This window comes from Methylocystis sp. (genome assembly GCF_021731785.1).
Taxonomy (GTDB): domain Bacteria; phylum Pseudomonadota; class Alphaproteobacteria; order Rhizobiales; family Beijerinckiaceae; genus Methylocystis.
This window is the reverse complement of record NZ_JAKFWS010000083.1, coordinates 50,815-65,272: the sequence shown is the minus strand read 5'-3', so window position 1 is coordinate 65,272 and position 14,458 is coordinate 50,815. Positions and strand designations below refer to the sequence as shown.

General features: G+C 62.9%; 19 protein-coding genes and 1 tRNA gene. 16 read left to right on the top strand and 4 right to left on the bottom strand.

Annotated elements, in window-relative coordinates; translation table 11 throughout:
* From QZ964_RS14190 to QZ964_RS14175, 4 genes are all read right to left on the bottom strand, one after another.
* Positions 1-445, bottom strand: a 445-nt coding sequence (locus QZ964_RS14190; RefSeq protein WP_292532299.1) for an integrase arm-type DNA-binding domain-containing protein, incomplete at its 3' end; no start/stop codon positions are given.
* 172 nt (positions 446-617) lie between these two features.
* Positions 618-693: transfer RNA gene (locus QZ964_RS14185), tRNA-Thr, on the bottom strand.
* Positions 694-774: 81 nt separating this feature from the next.
* Positions 775-1,587: an RNA methyltransferase gene (locus tag QZ964_RS14180; RefSeq protein ID WP_292532298.1), complete on the bottom strand. Its 813-nt coding sequence runs from the start codon at positions 1,585-1,587 to the stop codon at positions 775-777.
* The gene (locus QZ964_RS14175) at positions 1,584-2,450 is read right to left on the bottom strand and encodes a 4-(cytidine 5'-diphospho)-2-C-methyl-D-erythritol kinase (RefSeq protein ID WP_292532297.1); all 867 of its coding nucleotides are present in this window, start codon (positions 2,448-2,450) and stop codon (positions 1,584-1,586) included. The genes QZ964_RS14180 and QZ964_RS14175 overlap by 4 nt, the downstream gene beginning before the upstream one ends.
* A 264-nt stretch (positions 2,451-2,714) precedes the next feature.
* On the opposite strand from QZ964_RS14175, the gene QZ964_RS14170 reads away from it, so the two are divergent.
* The 16 genes from QZ964_RS14170 to QZ964_RS14095 all read left to right on the top strand — a co-directional run bounded on the left by QZ964_RS14170 (position 2,715) and on the right by QZ964_RS14095 (position 13,968).
* A complete protein-coding gene (locus QZ964_RS14170; RefSeq protein WP_292532296.1) occupies positions 2,715-4,007 on the top strand; it encodes an integrase family protein in 1,293 nt (430 codons plus the stop codon).
* Positions 4,004-4,306, top strand: coding sequence for a hypothetical protein (locus QZ964_RS14165; RefSeq protein WP_292532295.1), 303 nt, complete (start codon positions 4,004-4,006; stop codon positions 4,304-4,306). Before QZ964_RS14170 ends, QZ964_RS14165 begins: the two co-directional genes overlap by 4 nt.
* A gap of 5 nt (positions 4,307-4,311) precedes the next feature.
* Complete coding sequence (locus tag QZ964_RS14160; protein ID WP_292532294.1) at positions 4,312-4,713, top strand: hypothetical protein; 402 nt, start codon at positions 4,312-4,314, stop codon at positions 4,711-4,713.
* A 94-nt stretch (positions 4,714-4,807) separates the two neighbouring features.
* Positions 4,808-5,035 carry a hypothetical protein gene (locus QZ964_RS14155; RefSeq protein ID WP_292532293.1) on the top strand — a complete coding sequence of 76 codons (228 nt, stop codon included), beginning with the start codon at positions 4,808-4,810 and terminating at the stop codon, positions 5,033-5,035.
* Between the two features lie 212 nt (positions 5,036-5,247).
* Positions 5,248-5,382 carry a hypothetical protein gene (locus tag QZ964_RS14150; protein ID WP_292532292.1) on the top strand — a complete coding sequence of 45 codons (135 nt, stop codon included), beginning with the start codon at positions 5,248-5,250 and terminating at the stop codon, positions 5,380-5,382.
* Positions 5,379-5,789 carry a single-stranded DNA-binding protein gene (locus tag QZ964_RS14145; RefSeq protein ID WP_292532291.1) on the top strand — a complete coding sequence of 137 codons (411 nt, stop codon included), beginning with the start codon at positions 5,379-5,381 and terminating at the stop codon, positions 5,787-5,789. Before QZ964_RS14150 ends, QZ964_RS14145 begins: the two co-directional genes overlap by 4 nt.
* Before the next feature lie 11 nt (positions 5,790-5,800).
* Positions 5,801-6,280, top strand: a complete 480-nt coding sequence (locus QZ964_RS14140) for a hypothetical protein (protein ID WP_292532290.1) — start codon at positions 5,801-5,803, stop codon at positions 6,278-6,280.
* Between the two features lie 470 nt (positions 6,281-6,750).
* The gene (locus tag QZ964_RS14135; protein ID WP_292532289.1) at positions 6,751-7,224 is read left to right on the top strand and encodes a toprim domain-containing protein; all 474 of its coding nucleotides are present in this window, start codon (positions 6,751-6,753) and stop codon (positions 7,222-7,224) included.
* On the top strand, positions 7,221-8,450 hold the full coding sequence (locus QZ964_RS14130; protein ID WP_292532288.1) for a helicase RepA family protein: 1,230 nt from the start codon (positions 7,221-7,223) through the stop codon (positions 8,448-8,450). Before QZ964_RS14135 ends, QZ964_RS14130 begins: the two co-directional genes overlap by 4 nt.
* Positions 8,451-8,613: 163 nt before the next feature.
* Positions 8,614-9,123, top strand: a complete 510-nt coding sequence (locus QZ964_RS14125; protein WP_292532287.1) for a hypothetical protein — start codon at positions 8,614-8,616, stop codon at positions 9,121-9,123.
* Between the two features lie 5 nt (positions 9,124-9,128).
* Complete coding sequence (locus tag QZ964_RS14120) at positions 9,129-9,812, top strand: hypothetical protein (RefSeq protein WP_292532286.1); 684 nt, start codon at positions 9,129-9,131, stop codon at positions 9,810-9,812.
* A gap of 6 nt (positions 9,813-9,818) precedes the next feature.
* Positions 9,819-10,250 carry a hypothetical protein gene (locus tag QZ964_RS14115; RefSeq protein WP_292532285.1) on the top strand — a complete coding sequence of 144 codons (432 nt, stop codon included), beginning with the start codon at positions 9,819-9,821 and terminating at the stop codon, positions 10,248-10,250.
* A complete protein-coding gene (locus QZ964_RS14110; protein WP_292532284.1) occupies positions 10,237-10,998 on the top strand; it encodes a hypothetical protein in 762 nt (253 codons plus the stop codon). Before QZ964_RS14115 ends, QZ964_RS14110 begins: the two co-directional genes overlap by 14 nt.
* A 100-nt stretch (positions 10,999-11,098) precedes the next feature.
* Positions 11,099-11,491 (top strand): hypothetical protein, encoded by a 393-nt coding sequence (locus QZ964_RS14105; protein ID WP_292532283.1) that lies wholly within the window; start codon positions 11,099-11,101, stop codon positions 11,489-11,491.
* Positions 11,492-11,630: 139 nt separating this feature from the next.
* Positions 11,631-13,718 carry a phage tail length tape measure family protein gene (locus QZ964_RS14100; RefSeq protein WP_292532282.1) on the top strand — a complete coding sequence of 696 codons (2,088 nt, stop codon included), beginning with the start codon at positions 11,631-11,633 and terminating at the stop codon, positions 13,716-13,718.
* Position 13,719: 1 nt separating this feature from the next.
* The gene (locus QZ964_RS14095; protein WP_292532281.1) at positions 13,720-13,968 is read left to right on the top strand and encodes a hypothetical protein; all 249 of its coding nucleotides are present in this window, start codon (positions 13,720-13,722) and stop codon (positions 13,966-13,968) included.
* Positions 13,969-14,458: the final 490 nt, after the last annotated feature.

Here is a 14,458-nt window from a genome sequence, read left to right as displayed (position 1 = left end):
CGAGCGCCCGCTTCAACGTTGCGACGGCGCGAGTCTCCATTTCGATGGTTTTTGGCCGAAGCTTGCCGCGCTCGGCGCGCTCGGCGAGATAGAGATCAGCAAGCGCGCCGAACGTTCCGACTGTGGTGATTCCCTCCCGCGCCCGCCGCCGATCAAGTCCGGGGTCGCGGCCTTCCTTGGCCGCGGCGCGCGCCGCCAGCAAACGCTGGCGCGCTTCGCCGACGCTGCATTCGGGAAAATGGCCGAGGGTGATGCGACGGGCGTGCTGATCGCCGATGCGCCGGAGCCGGGCTTGGAAGGTCTTATCGCCGCTCGGGGCGAGACAGACGACAAGCCCATGTCCCATCGGGAGCCATTCCCGCGCTTCGGGCGGCTTTTGATTCTGCAACCGAGCCTGCCAGCCTTGGTCGGTTGTCGGGAGCTTCTCTGTCGTCTTCCGCGCCATCGTTCATTCGTCCAGGCGACACTCTGGGAGACACAAATACCGTGAACCGCGGTGTGTCTCAGCGAACCAATACGTATTGTCGCGGACGGATGAATGCAAGCTGGCGCGAGACACGTTCTCGCAGAACGGCAGCGTTTGCAGGGGATAGCGGCTGGTTTTTGTGGGGTTTGGTTGGTGCCGGTTGCAGGATTCGAACCCGCGACCTACTGATTACAAATCAGTTGCTCTACCAGCTGAGCTAAACCGGCTAGTGGCGTTGTTTCAGGCGCGTTGCGCAACTTCTCTATGCGTCGAAGCCAGCGGAGAGGTCAATCCCGCGCCTGGCGCTCCTATCCCACCCGCATCGTGACGACGCTCAAAGCGGCGGCGCAGGCGTTCGACACATTGAGGCTCTTGATCGGCCCCGGAAGATCGAGCCGGGCGACGGCGTCGCAGCGCTCGCGCGTCAGACGCCGCAATCCCTTGCCCTCGGCGCCGAGCGCCAATGCCAGCGGCTTCGACAGCGCGACCGTCGACAGCGATTCGGCCCCTTCCGAATCGAGGCCGATGCGGGCGTAGCCGCGCTCGGCGAGGTCGTCGAGCGCGCGCGCGAGATTGACCACGGAAATGATCGTCACCAATTCCAGCGCGCCCGACGCTGCCTTGGCGAGCGCGCCGGAAAATTCGGGGCTGTGACGCTCGGTGACGATCACCGCGTCGACGTTGAAGGCGCAGGCCGTGCGCAGAATAGCGCCGACGTTGTGCGGGTCGGTGATCTGATCGAGCGCCAGCACGATTCCGCTGACGCTGACGATGTCCGAAATATCGGCTTCAGGCAGCGGGCGCGCTTCGAGCAGCAAGCCTTGATGCACCGCCTCGGCGCCGAGGCGGCGGTCGAGATCGCGCGCGTCGACGAGGCGCGGCTCGAGTCCCGCCGCGGCGGCGAGATCCTTGATGCGCGGCAGGGCCGTCTCGGTCGCGTAAAGCGTCAGCAGCTTGCGCTTGCGCGCGGTCAGCGCGGCGCGCACCGGATGCGCGCCGTAAAGCGCGACGAGGTCGGGCGAGGCGGGGCGGAACGTACCGCGCGCCTCCGATGGCGGGATCGGGGCGCGGCGGCCCCTTTCATGGGCGCTGCGATCTTTCGGCGGCGGCCGGCGGGTCATCTCAGCACGGCTGTCTTGACCCACCATCCGGGATGCTGGGCGCGAATGACTCGGGCGGCGCGGACGGCGTCGCGCCGCGTCGCAAACAGCGCGAAACATGTTGCGCCGGAGCCCGACATGCGCGCGAGCCTGCAGCCGCGCGCCGCCCGCAAAATGGCGAGCGCGTCGACGATCGCCGGCGCTTGCAGGCAGGCGGCGTCTTCGAGATCGTTGCGGCACTTTGCAAGCGCGGCGAGGAGTTCGCCCGCGCTCGGCTCTGCGCTGATCTCCACATGTGCGGCGCCGCCACGTGAAGCGCCCGGTTGCAGTCCGAGCGCGGCGAAGACCGGCGCCGTCGCGACGGGAACGCCGGGATTGATCAGCGCCGCCGGCAGCGGCGGCAGATGAATCGGCGCGCCGAGACTTTCGCCGGCGCCGCGCATCATGCGCGCCCGCGCTTCAAGGCAGACCGGCACGTCCGACCCGACAGAGCGTGCGACCTCGCGAATGCGCGGGTCGTCGAGCGCAAGATCATTCGCTTTGGCCAAAAGGCGCAGCGCCGCGGCCGCGTCCGAAGAGCCGCCGCCGACGCCGGCCGCCACGGGCAGCCTCTTCTCAAGTCGAAACCGTCCAAGCCGCCCGCCCTTGATCGCTTCGGCGAACCGGCGCGCGGCGCGCAGCACGAGATTGTCGTCGCCATCGCCGGCGTCCGAGGACGTCGGGCCCGAAATGTCGAGCGACAGCGCCTCGCCCGGGGTGAGCGACAAGCTGTCGCCGGCGCCGGAAAAAGCGACAAGGCTTTCGAGGTCGTGATAGCCGTCCTGCCGGCGGCCGCGCACATGAAGCGTGAGATTGATTTTCGCCGGGGCGCGCGTCGTTAGCATCTCACCCCGGTCTCCGCACGTGGGGATCGAATTCGCGGAGCCCTTTGAACTGGAGCGGGCGAAGGGATTCGAACCCTCGACCCCAACCTTGGCAAGGTTTTTTGGCGCACTTTCCACCCACTTCCCCGGGCTTCCCCGAAATTACCAAGTCCTTGACTTTGATGTTTTTCTCTTTTACCAGCGTTCACGCTCTGTTTCTCACACTTTCCGCCGGCTGCTTCCCCCATGCTTCCCCGGCGCGACCGCAACCCTGGTATTCCCGCCGTGGCGAATATCACAAAGCGCCTGATCGACGCTCTTAAACCATCCCCTGATGGTCGCGACCTTTTCATTTGGGACGGCGCCCTGAAGGGCTTTGGCCTGCGCATGAAGTCGTCGGGCTCGGCGTCCTTTATCATCCAATACAGAACTGCGCAGGGCCAGACTAGGCGTCACGCCTTCGCGAAGCTCGGCACGCTCACGCCTGACGAAGCGCGGACCAAGGCGCGCCGCCTATTGGGCGAAGTGGCGGACGGCGGCGACCCTTCGTCTGCGCGCCAAGTCGCGCGCGAGGCGCTGACCATCGCTGAAGTGTGCGACCTTTATCTTGAGGCGGCGAGGGCAGGGCTCGTCGTCACCAATAAGAAGCGTGTCAAAGCCGATTCGACGCTCGCCGTCGACGAAGGACGCATCGCGCGCCATATCGTCCCGTTGCTCGGCAAGCGCGTCGCGAACGAATTGGCCGGCCGCACGGATATCTTGCAGCGGTTCTATGACGACGTGGCCGCTGGAAAAACCTCGACGACGATCAAGACAAAGGCTCGGGGAGTTGCGCGCGTCACCGGCGGCGCACCGGCGGCGAAGCGCGCTGTCGGTCTATTCGGCGGCATCTGGACATGGGCGGCCAAGCGCGGGCTTGTGAAGGGAGCCAATCCGGCCCGCGGCGTCGAGATGATCGCCGATCAAACGAGCGAGCGCGTCTTATCGGCTCCTGAGCTTGCCAAGCTCGGCGCCGCGCTGCGCGAGCATGAAACCAACAACCCTATGCCAGTCGCCGCTCTGCGGCTCATTGCACTGACGGGGCTGCGCGCCAATGAGGCCTGCGGTTTGCGCTGGCGGGAAATAGACGTCGCAACGCAATGCGTGCGGCTGGAGTCGACGAAGACCGGAAAATCTATGCGCCCGATCGGCAAGGCAGCGATCGGGCTCTTGGGAGCGCTGCCGCGCCTGCATGGCGACTTCGTTTTTCCGAATCGCGACGGGACCGGCCACGCCGATCTTAAATCGGCGCTTGCGGACCTTTTCGACGCAGCCGGGCTGCATGATGCGCGGGCGCAAGTGCTGCGCCGGACGTTCGCCAGCGTGGCTGCGGACGAAGGCTATGGCGACGCGACAATCGGCGAAATGCTGGGGCATGCCCGCCGCGGCGTGACCGCGCGTCATTACATCCGCAGACCGGATAGCGCGCTCGTCGAAGCCGCGGACAAAGTCGCGGCCAGAATTTCGGTAGCGATGACGGGCAGTGATGGCGACGTCGTCGAGTTGCCCAGCGCAAACAGGGAGCGGCGGGGCAGATGACGCAGCAAGAGGACGATCTGGAAAGAGTCCGAAAACTCGTCGAGGCTGTCGGTCACAGGAACGCTCCAGACTGCCTGAAATTGCATGACTTGAGGCGCGATTTAGACCGATTTGCTGAGGGCTTGCGAAGCAACGATGTTACGGCGCGCGATTATCCGACGCAGGAAAAAAACACGAAAAGGGAATTCGATGCGCTGGCGCGTCATGCGGAGGGAATACTCGCTTCGTTTGAAACGGAGTCGCTGCGCTATAGAAATTTCCTGACGATTTCTGCATCGTTGATAGGGACAAGCTCTTAACTCAATTGCGCTTGCTCGCTCACTGGGCAAGAAATGAAGCGTCTTCAGTCAAGGGCAGTGCGCACAAGCTGGCGCAATACCTGGAGGCGACACATTCCAAAATCGGCTTCTCGCTCGCGCCTATTTACGAAAGGCATTTCAAACGAAAGCCTGCGGTGTCCACCAATCCCAAGACCGAGGAGTCGGATGGGCCTTTTGTTCGCTTCGCGCTTTATGTCCTGAACGAATACGATCCAGAGAGTCCACGACCGAAGATTACGGCCGAAGCTGTAAAATCTGCCTGGAACGCCGCTAAGAAACATTACAGTTTCGACGTGGCCACGGGCACCATCTCGATTAAGGGAAATCCTTTGCAACCGCGAAAGCGCGCATCATCTCGGCGACGTGGTGCGCGAGAGCGCGATTAAAATTCGATCTGTGCACCACGTCACAAGCGCGAAAATATGAGTAACTTGCATGGCTATTCCCCGCCTGACGGGGCCGGTTGATCGGGAATAGCACATGCTCACCGCGCCGTTTCTTCGCCGCAAGGCCGCCGGCGAATATCTCAAGAACAAATACGGCTTCGGCAGCGAGAAGACTCTCGCCAAGATGGCCTCCGTAGGTGGAGGCCCTGAGTTCCGGAAGGGATTCGGCGCGGCGCTTTATGAGCCCGCCAAACTTGACGAGTGGGCGCTGAGCAAGATCGGCGAGCCGCAGAAGTCCACTTCCGACGTGCGGGCAGCGTGACGCGCCATGGCCTCAAAACGAGAGAGCCCGCCGACGGGAATCGGCGGGACTCGGAATTGTCATAGCCTGGCGGGCGTCGACAGTTTCGAGATTATCCCACAGCCCATCGAATTTCAACAGTTGCGCGCCGCTTGGATCGCGCGACGCTTCCGGCTCCCGCCAGCAATGGCGCGCGTTCTCGCCGATCTGGCCTTCGAGCGGAGGCCAGCGCGATGAAACGCGAGACGCTCCCCAACCGCCGCACGGGCAAAACCATCGCCTCACTGACGCGAGACGGCGCGGGCCGTCCCGCCGGGATTTTGGGCGCTGTGCTCGCCGCCATCGCATTCGAGGAGGCGCAGCCGTGACCGTGCACGCCCTCATTACCGGAACACTCTTTCGCGCGCCCGAGCAGCGGATCTCGAAGGCTGGCAAACCGTTTTGGAGCGCGACCATTCGCGTGAAGGACGGCGACGTCACGCAATGGTGGAAGCTGCTCATATTCAGCGAGAGCACCGGCGCGGAGCTGATGCGTCTTGGCGACGGCGACGCCGTGTCGGCGCAGGGCGTCTTCAAGGCGGAGCCATACGACAAGGATGGCGAAACGCGCGTCGGCTTCACGCTGTTCGCGGAAAGCGTTCTTCCGCTGAAACCGGCGCCGCGCGAGCGCAAGCCAAAGGCCGAGAAGCCCCGCGAAAGCTGGGCCGCGCCCGATCGAATGCGCGACGACCGTCCGCGTGTCGACGCCGATCTCGACGACCAAATTCCGTTCTGAAGGGGAGCATAATGACAGCAACTCCCTCGTGCATTCTTGGCGTTGATCCCGGCCTCTCCGGCGCGGTCGCTTTTTATTTCGTCGACGCTCCTCACCTTGTCGCCGCGGAAGATATGCCGACCGTCGACGGCGCGATCGACGTTGCAACGCTCGCCTCTCGAATCAGGCAAATGCAACCCGGCCTCGCGGTTATTGAACGCGTTGCGGCAATGCCAAAGCAAGGCGTCGCGTCGACGTTCAAATTCGGCGCTGCATATGGCGCGCTGCTTGGCGTTGTCGGCGCGCTGAGCATTCCGTCGATTCTCGTCACGCCGCCGAAGTGGAAGAAACATTTCGCGCTGAATTCAGACAAAGAAACGAGCCGCGCATTGGCGCTGCGTCTATGGCCGGCCCGCTCCGATTTGTTCGAACGAAAGAAGGATCACGGTAGGGCGGAGGCTGCCTTACTTGCGCGCTACGGCGCGGAAACGTGGAAAGGTGGCGCGCCGTGAACCTCCGCCAGATCGCGCACGCCCTTGGGGGCGAAGTGTCGGGCGGGCGCGTTCTCGCGCCGGGACCGGGACATAGCCGCAATGATCGAAGCCTCGCCGTCTCGCTCTCGCGCCAATCTGATGACGGGCTCGTCGTCCACTCCTTCTCAGGAGACGACTGGCGAGAATGTAAAGAGCATGTGCGCGCGCGGCTCGGCATAACGCGAGAACGTCGCCGCATTACGCCTTCTGTAAAACGAGAAATCCGCGAAGCGCCCAGCAAAGACAATAGCCGGCGAGCGCGTGACTTATTCTTTGAATCGCGCGACCCGCGTGGGACGCTCGCCGAGCAATATCTCGCCAGAGAGCGCGGTTTGCCTGGTGTCATAGACGATACGCTCGCGCTCACAATTCGCTTTCATCATGCTTGCCATTTCGGGCGTGAGAAAGCGCCAGCGCTGATTTGCGCGCTGCGCGATCCCCATCTCGTAATGAAGATTTGCAGCCACTTGGACGATATGGGCGCGCTGGAGCAATGCTTCCTGCAAGACCCGCATCACGTCCTGGCCGTGCAGCGCATCCGACTTACGGCCGACGGAAAGAAGGTTGAGCGCAAAACACTCGGCCCGATGGCCAACAGCGTCGTCTTTGTTAGCAGCATTTGGGAAAGTTTCTACTCAGCGACGGCGACGATCGCGGAAGGCGTCGAGACGGCGCTCGCCATGCGCAAGCTTGGATTTCAGGGCTGCGTCGCGCTTGCCGGCGCGGGCCGGTTCCGAACTTTCGAGCCGCCCTTCCATTGGGGGCACATCACCATAAGCGGCGAGAATGACGCAGGCGCGTCGCAATCCGCCTGGCGAGACGCCGGGCCGCGCTGGGCTGCCGCGGGGCATGACGTCGCGATTTGGACGCCGCCTGACGGCTTCAAAGACGCCAACGACTTATTGCGGGACAAACGACAATGACGCCAGAGCCACACAAGGGCGGGCGCATCGTCGCCCGCTTCACCCCTGGCGACTCCGCCAACGGCGCGGAGCGCGAACAGTCAACGCACGACGAGCGCATTCATGTCGAAGAACCGGCGCGGCCGTCTCGCAAGATGCGTCTCGAATGGTTTATCCACGCATGCGCCGTGGCGCTGTCTGAGCCAAGCAATCCTCTTATCGCCGACACGCTCGACGAAGGCGCGCTATCGGTCATCTACGGCGAGAGCAACAGCGGCAAAACATTCGTTACTCTCGATATGGCGATGGCCGTCGCAACCGGAGAGCCTTGGAATGGCAAGGCGACAAAACGCGGCCTAGTCGTCTATGTCGCAGCCGAAGGCGGCAAGCGCATCATGCGCCGCCTCGCCGCATTGAAAAAGCGATACGAGGCCGAGCACGGGGAAGACGCCCCGACGCCGCTGTTTGCGCTTGTGCGGTTTCCTATCGATCTGCGCAGCAATGACGCGAACCTGAAAGAGTTGCTTGCGCTTGTTCGCGACGCAGAAGCCGAGACCGGCGAGAAATGCGTTTGGGTTGTTGTCGACACGCTCTCGCGCGCTCTCGCTGGCGGCGATGAAAATTCGCCCGTCGACATGGGGCGTATCGTCCTCGCCGCTGATCGTATCCGGGCTGAGACCGGCACCCATTTTACCTATGTCCACCACACCGGCAAGGATGCGGCGCGTGGGGCTCGCGGCCATTCGTTGTTACGCGCCGCTACAGATACCGAAATCGAGGTGACAATCGGCGCGCTGAAGGTAACGAAGCAGCGCGATATGGAGTGCGGCGAGACCTACGGCTTCAAGCTCACGGACGTCTATATCGGCGACGACCCGGAAGGCCAGCCCGTCCGCTCCGCCGTCGTCGCATGGACCGACGCGCCCAAGGCCGAGAGCGTCACCAAGATTAAGACTGTCCCGGCGTCACAGCGGCTCCTGATGGACACCATCGCGGCGTCAATCGACGAAGCCGGCGAGATGTTCCGTCCCTTCGCAGACGGGCCGTTCGTCAAGGCCGTCGCCGATGGCGTTGTCCGCGAGCGCTACTACGCCGGAATTGCTGAACAGGCAGGGCCGGACGAAGACGAAGAAAAACTTGCCGAGCGCCAGCGCAAATCCTTCAACAGATCGATCGCAGCGGCTCTCGCCGCCAAGAGACTCTTCGCCGCGTCTAAAAATGGGGAGCGTGTTCTATGGGTTCCCTAAATCATTCGGGCGCATCCGCAAACGGGACACGCCGGGACACCCCTAAAGGGTTGTGTCCCGTCCCGTCCCGCTTTGCAGCTATTTTGCGGGACAGGACAAGCCGGGACAATGTCCCGAAATGTCCCGCATGTCCCGCATGTCCGGCTTCATCAGGGGTAGAGGAATGATTGAGTTTGCTCCCTCGCGAGTTGCGGTGGCCTTTTCGTTCGCTGTTATGGATGAGGCGGAACGCGCGTCACATATCAACGGTTTTCGTGAGCACCTGCTCGGAGAGATGGCGGTCCTCGACGGCGTCGCTCACGATGAGGCGGTGGCCTTCGTATATGAATACATAGACGACATACGTCGCATTGCTCTTGCGTTCGGCCGCACGTCCTGGGGGCGCGCTGGCCCCGGCTACCCAATCGACGACTTGCGACGAGATTTCATCGCGGAGTTGTCCCGGCAAAAGCCGACGCTCGTTGTCCATCTCTGCGAAGACGAGCTGCAGACGGCGCGCCTATGCAGCGCCCTTTGGCCCGGCGCGCGCGTCGCCCGCCTCGTTGCATCGATCGAAGCAGAGAGGGCGAGCCATACCCCGCGGGTCCTCCCGGCGATGCAACTAATACGGGTAAAGCGGGGCCTCGGGGGAAAACTAGGTGTAAACCCCAAAATTCACTTAACAGGAGTGTGAAATAGATGGCGACAATCTCGAAAGCTGAATTGGCGCGCGAACTCGGAATTTCCCGTGTCAGGGTCAACCAATACTGCACCAAAGGCATGCCGACGCGTTCAGATGGAAAACTTGACCGCGAACGAGCGCTCAAATGGATTTCTGGGGCTATCATTCCGTCCGACCGTGAAACCGACAAGGGAACCGTGCGCGCGGCTCGCTTGCTCAAGGGCGAGACGGCGCAGCCGGAGTGCCCGGGCTGGCTGCGACCGGCTCGTGATTGTGAGAATCCATTCGACCGGGGCGTGCTCTTCGCGACCCTGAGTTTTGTTCGCGATATCGGCGCGATTGCCGCAATGGCTGCCCGTGACGCTGGGGCCACCATCGAGGCGGCGAGGACGGTCGAACAGATCATGCCCACGATGTTCGTTGAAATTGCGGGCGACCTCATGCGCCGGAACGGCGTCGGGCCGTTTGAGGGCGACGACGATCCCCCCATTTGGCCGCGCGAGAAGGGTATGCGCGTCGACTGGAAACGCGTGGCCGAAGACGCTGGCGAGCGGTATGAGCCAAAAAAATGGGACGCCTACGCGAAAAAGCGCAAGTCGGCGTTGGCTCGGGAATGTGAAGGCATCGAAGGGAGCGAAGAGGCTGAGGCGGCGCGCGATAAGAAGGGCGGCGCCCGCAAAGCCAACAGCATCTCGAAATAATCCGCAATGACGCCGGCCGATACCGCCGACGCTCTTTTCGCAAAAGCCGCCGAGTTTCGCGCGCGTTACGAAGCCGCATTGGCTGAGGCGCGCCGCCTCCAAGCGCAAGAGCGCGAGGACGCGATTGTCGAGGCGCTCGGCCTTTATTCCGGCTCTGATCGTGCGCGCGCGACAATGCTCGCAGCGCACCTTCAGGCATATGCCGCAAATGGCTGGCTGCGCGAATGCTGCCTTGACGAATTGCCCGACAGCAAGGCGCCGCAACGTCGCGCATTGCACCGCATTCTTCGCTCGCGCCAGGGCAAGCCGCTCGGCTGGAGACAAATCCACAACATTGGAGCGGTGTGCAATCGCGAGCGTATGACATTGCACACGCCGCAATGCGAATCTCACGATGAGCAATTCGCAGAGCAACGAGGGGCTGATGTCAGTTCTTGATTTTCTGAAAACCACGAAGAAGACGGTGGCAAGCCAGATCGAGGAAATGCAGGCGTCCTTGGTGAAGCTGCGCGCCGAGCGCAAGGACGTTGAGGCGGTCGTCGAAGAGCATGCGCCGAAGCGCGCCGCGATGCTGTTGTCCGATGCGAGCGACGCCGAAATTGCGCAACTCGACGCCGCCGCAAACCTCGCTCAAATTCGCCTCGAGCGGCTCGAGATCGCCGAACTTCAACTGCAAGACCGGCTTGAACGCGCGCGCAACAAATCAGAGCGCGAACGCCTGGCCACTGAACATGAGCGCGCTGCCGCCGCGATTGAGGAAAAGGCGAAAGCGTTGGAAGGGCCGATGAACGCGCTCGCGGCGGCCTTCGACGAGCTTGTCAAAGTGATCCCGGCGGAAACCTTCACAGAAAAATATTCCGACGGTCACCTTATGCCGCAGCCGGCGAGGCCGGAAGACGTGGCGCGCGCCATCGTGGCGAGCGGCATTTACAACAACGAGCCGCGATTGTTCGAACTGCTTAGAGCAGTTCGTGCGAACACGCTCCAGCAGCAGCACACCCATTTTGAGAAGGCCATGAGCCTTTACAGCTGGGACGGTGGACGACTCGCGCCCTTCGGCGGGCAAGGCGAACCAAAAGTTTTTACTGCGCCAATCGCCGCCGATCTGCTCATCGTCGGACCGCTTCGCGAGAAAGCGGCGGCGCTGCGCACAGGAGACGCCGAACTGTTGCAGGCGGCGGAATGACGATTCCGTCGGCGGTGTTAACCTTGCCGCCGAGGGACGGCGCGCGACCTACTTTGGCGAGCGGGTCGCGCGCCTATTTCCAACACTGGAGGCAATCGAAATGACGATCGATGAAAACGCAATCACCGCCGCCGAGCGGCTTGCCGGCTCTGAAGAGCAAGCAAAGAGAGCCGGCGCGCGCGCCGGACTGCTCGGCGAGGGCCATCCGCAAGGCTTCGACCGCTGGCCGTCTGAAGCACAGTGGGCGTTCAGCGAAAGTTATGAGCGCGCTCGCCATTGCAGGCGCGTCGCCGAGGGCAAGGAACGCGTGGCGCCGCCAGTTGTGTCTGAGCGAGCCGCGTCTACGGAAGATGATTGGGCGGCTGAGTATGATCGCTCTGCGGCGATACGTTCTGAGTTTCGCTCAAAGGAAACGTATCTCGCATTCAAGAGGTTCGAGGCTTCCGGCACGCTGCGCATCCTGCGTCGACCGGATGCTTCGTCGGCCGCGTGATTACCGTTGACGCGTCTCCTACGACAAGGCGGGCGGCGGCTTCGCGCTGCCGTTCGCCAGCGACGTGGGCGCATCGCCGACTGTCTGCAAACGACAATTTGTCGTTTGCATCACCGTATTGAACGGGAAGGACTGACCAATGGCCGCGAAAGCTAGCGTCACACTGCGCCTCGGCGCGGAAGGCGACGACAAGATCATCGCCGCGCTGAAAAAGATCGGCGAGACTGGCGACGCTGCGATGCAGGGCCTCTCCCGCGAGGCCAAGAACGCCGCGCGCGACTTCGATCGGCTGGAAAAGAGCCTCGACGGCCAGGCGCGTTCTGCAGCGCAAGTGGCGTCGACCTATGTCAAGGCCAACGCCGCTGTCGCAACTGGCGTGCGCACCCAACAGGACGCGCAGCGGGTGCTTGATCTTGCGACCGACCGCCACCGGCGCCTAACCGGCGCGGTCAATGACAACGCTCGGGCGGCGGGCTTGGCGCGGCACGAATGGATCAATCTCTCCCGCCAATTTCAGGACGTTGGCGTATCGCTCGCCGGCGGCCAGTCGCCGTTGACGGTCCTATTCCAGCAAGGCAGCCAAATCGCCGATATTTTTGGGTCAAGCGGGGCCGGCGCAGCCGGCGCGCTGCGCTCATTCGGTGCTGGCGCGGTGCGCGCTCTCACTTCGCCGATCGGAATTGCCGTCCAACTCACGGCCGCCGTCGCGGGTATCGAAGTCGCTGCGCTGAAAGCGGAAAGCGCTCTCGCCAAGATCGGCGAAACGGCAAAATTATCCGGTCTGTCCGCCGAGCAAATTCAGGGCGCGAAGATAGTCGGCGCAGGCGCTGGCCTCGACGAAAAGAGCGCGGTCGGCGCCTTCGCCAACGCCTCGCAGCAATTCGAGCAGTTCGCGCGCAATGAAGGTGCGGTCAAAAGCGCGTTGGAGAAGATCGACGCTGGCTTCCTCAAGGTCGCCGACCGGGCCAGGACCGCCGGCGAATTCATCGATATCGTTGAGCGCAAGATTCAGGATTTGCCGCGCGCCGAGGGGATTAATCTGGCGCAATCGTTGTTTGGCGAAGACGCCGGCCGGCGGCTGTTCGACGCCATCGAAAGCGGCGCGGCGTCCATGCGCGGGCTCGCGGAGGCGACTGGCCGCACTGGCGACCATCTCGACCAGGCGGCACGCGCCGCGCATGAAACGCAATTGCAAATCGACATGGCGGCGCAGATCGCCAGCGACAAGCTCTTGAAGGCGTTTCAGGATTTGGGCGACCCGGTCGCGTCGCTAAAGCTCGGCTGGTATGAAATCGTCGGCTCGATTGCGCAGGCGGTGTCCGAGTCGCAAAATCTGCAAGCCGTCATGCGCGGCTTTCTGCATCCGTTCGATACGGTGCGCGAGCTTGTGACCGGCGAGACGCCCTTCAAGGGCCGGCTCATTCCGTTAAGCGAGTCGGGGATCGCCCAGCCGGAAGCGGCTGGCGCATCGAGGGCGCGTTTCGAACAGCGCGCCGAGGCGGCCAAAGCCGCGTCCCGGCGCCGGGTTTCACGCGCGGCGAAAAAAAAGCCCGGTGACGACGAGTTGACGCAGATCGACAGTATCGCCGAGCGTCTAAAAGAAACCAGCGATGTGGCGCGGAGCGCATTTTCGTCGTTTGCCAATGATCTGCGCCGGGGCGAGACTGCGGGACATGCCTTCGCATCGGTCCTCGATCAGATTAAGAGCAAAACCATCGATATCGCGTCGCGCAGCCTGACCGATGCGCTGTTCGGCTCAACTGGCAAGGGCGGGACGAGCGGCTTGCTTGGCGGTCTCATTACGGGCGGCGCCAGCGCGCTCGGTGGCTTCTTCGGAGGCGCGTCTAAAGGCGCGGGCTATTTCAGCGGCGGAGCGCTTTTTTCCGGGAAGCCGTTCCACTTCGCCGATGGCGGGATCATGACGAGCGCAGGCCCGTTGCCTCTGCGCCGCTATGCCGGAGGCGGTATCGCGGACTCGCCACAGCTCGCCATGTTCGGCGAAGGGCGCACTCCGGAAGCTTTCGTCCCGCTTCCCGATGGCCGCTCAATTCCGGTGGCGATGAGCGGCGGCGGCGCGCCGCGCATCACGATCCACAACAATGCTCCCGTTGAAGTGACGCCGCGCGTCATGAGCGACGGTCAGATTATGCTGCATATCGAGAAGCGCCTCGCGGCCAATAATCGCGACCTTCCATCGATCCTCGCCGACCGGAACAATAGGCGTTGACATGGCGGAAAGTGATCCCGTCGCCGATTTGCTCGGCCTCGATGGCGTCGAAGCGTCAATTCGGCGCGTGATCGATACGACGGCGTTGCTCGCCGCGGCTGTTGCATGGTTTCGTCAAGAACTGATCGACGGGCTTTCAGGCGAAGAGGAATTTGCCGGCAAGGACCTCAACGCAGTCGCCGACGCGCTGGCGCAGAGGCTCGAAAAGCGCATCGCCGAAGTCGAGGCGGCACAGGTGGGGAGCGCTTAGCAACCTCAGCATGATGACTAAATGAGAGAGCGTCCCGCCGGCGGGACGTTTCAAAACTACGGCAAACGCTTGCTGCATTGCGGCATGTTTGGAATGCCGGGCCAGTCCAATCATCAGCATCGACGATAGATTTTCGCGCGCCGTATTTCGTCTCCCCGAACGCCCACCAATCTCCAATCCACCACATCAGCGAACGCTCGGCGCGTCCTATTGGCGAGCCGCCCAGGCGTCTATTCGCTTCGCCAATTGGCGAGCCGCGCGCCGTCACGCTTGCCTTGGCGCGCTCCAGCCCTAGTTGACCGGCGTCGCCTCACATAGAGCGGCACTTGTCAGCGACCTCGCCCGCGGCTCACAGCCGCGGGCCTTTTTTCAACTTCACCGCCCGGCTCGTCGCCATTCGTGAACTCGACGCCAGCGGCCTCCATGGCGGCCGTGAAGCCATCCAAAAAATCACATGATTATACAAAGTTACTGCCACAGGCTGTTGCCA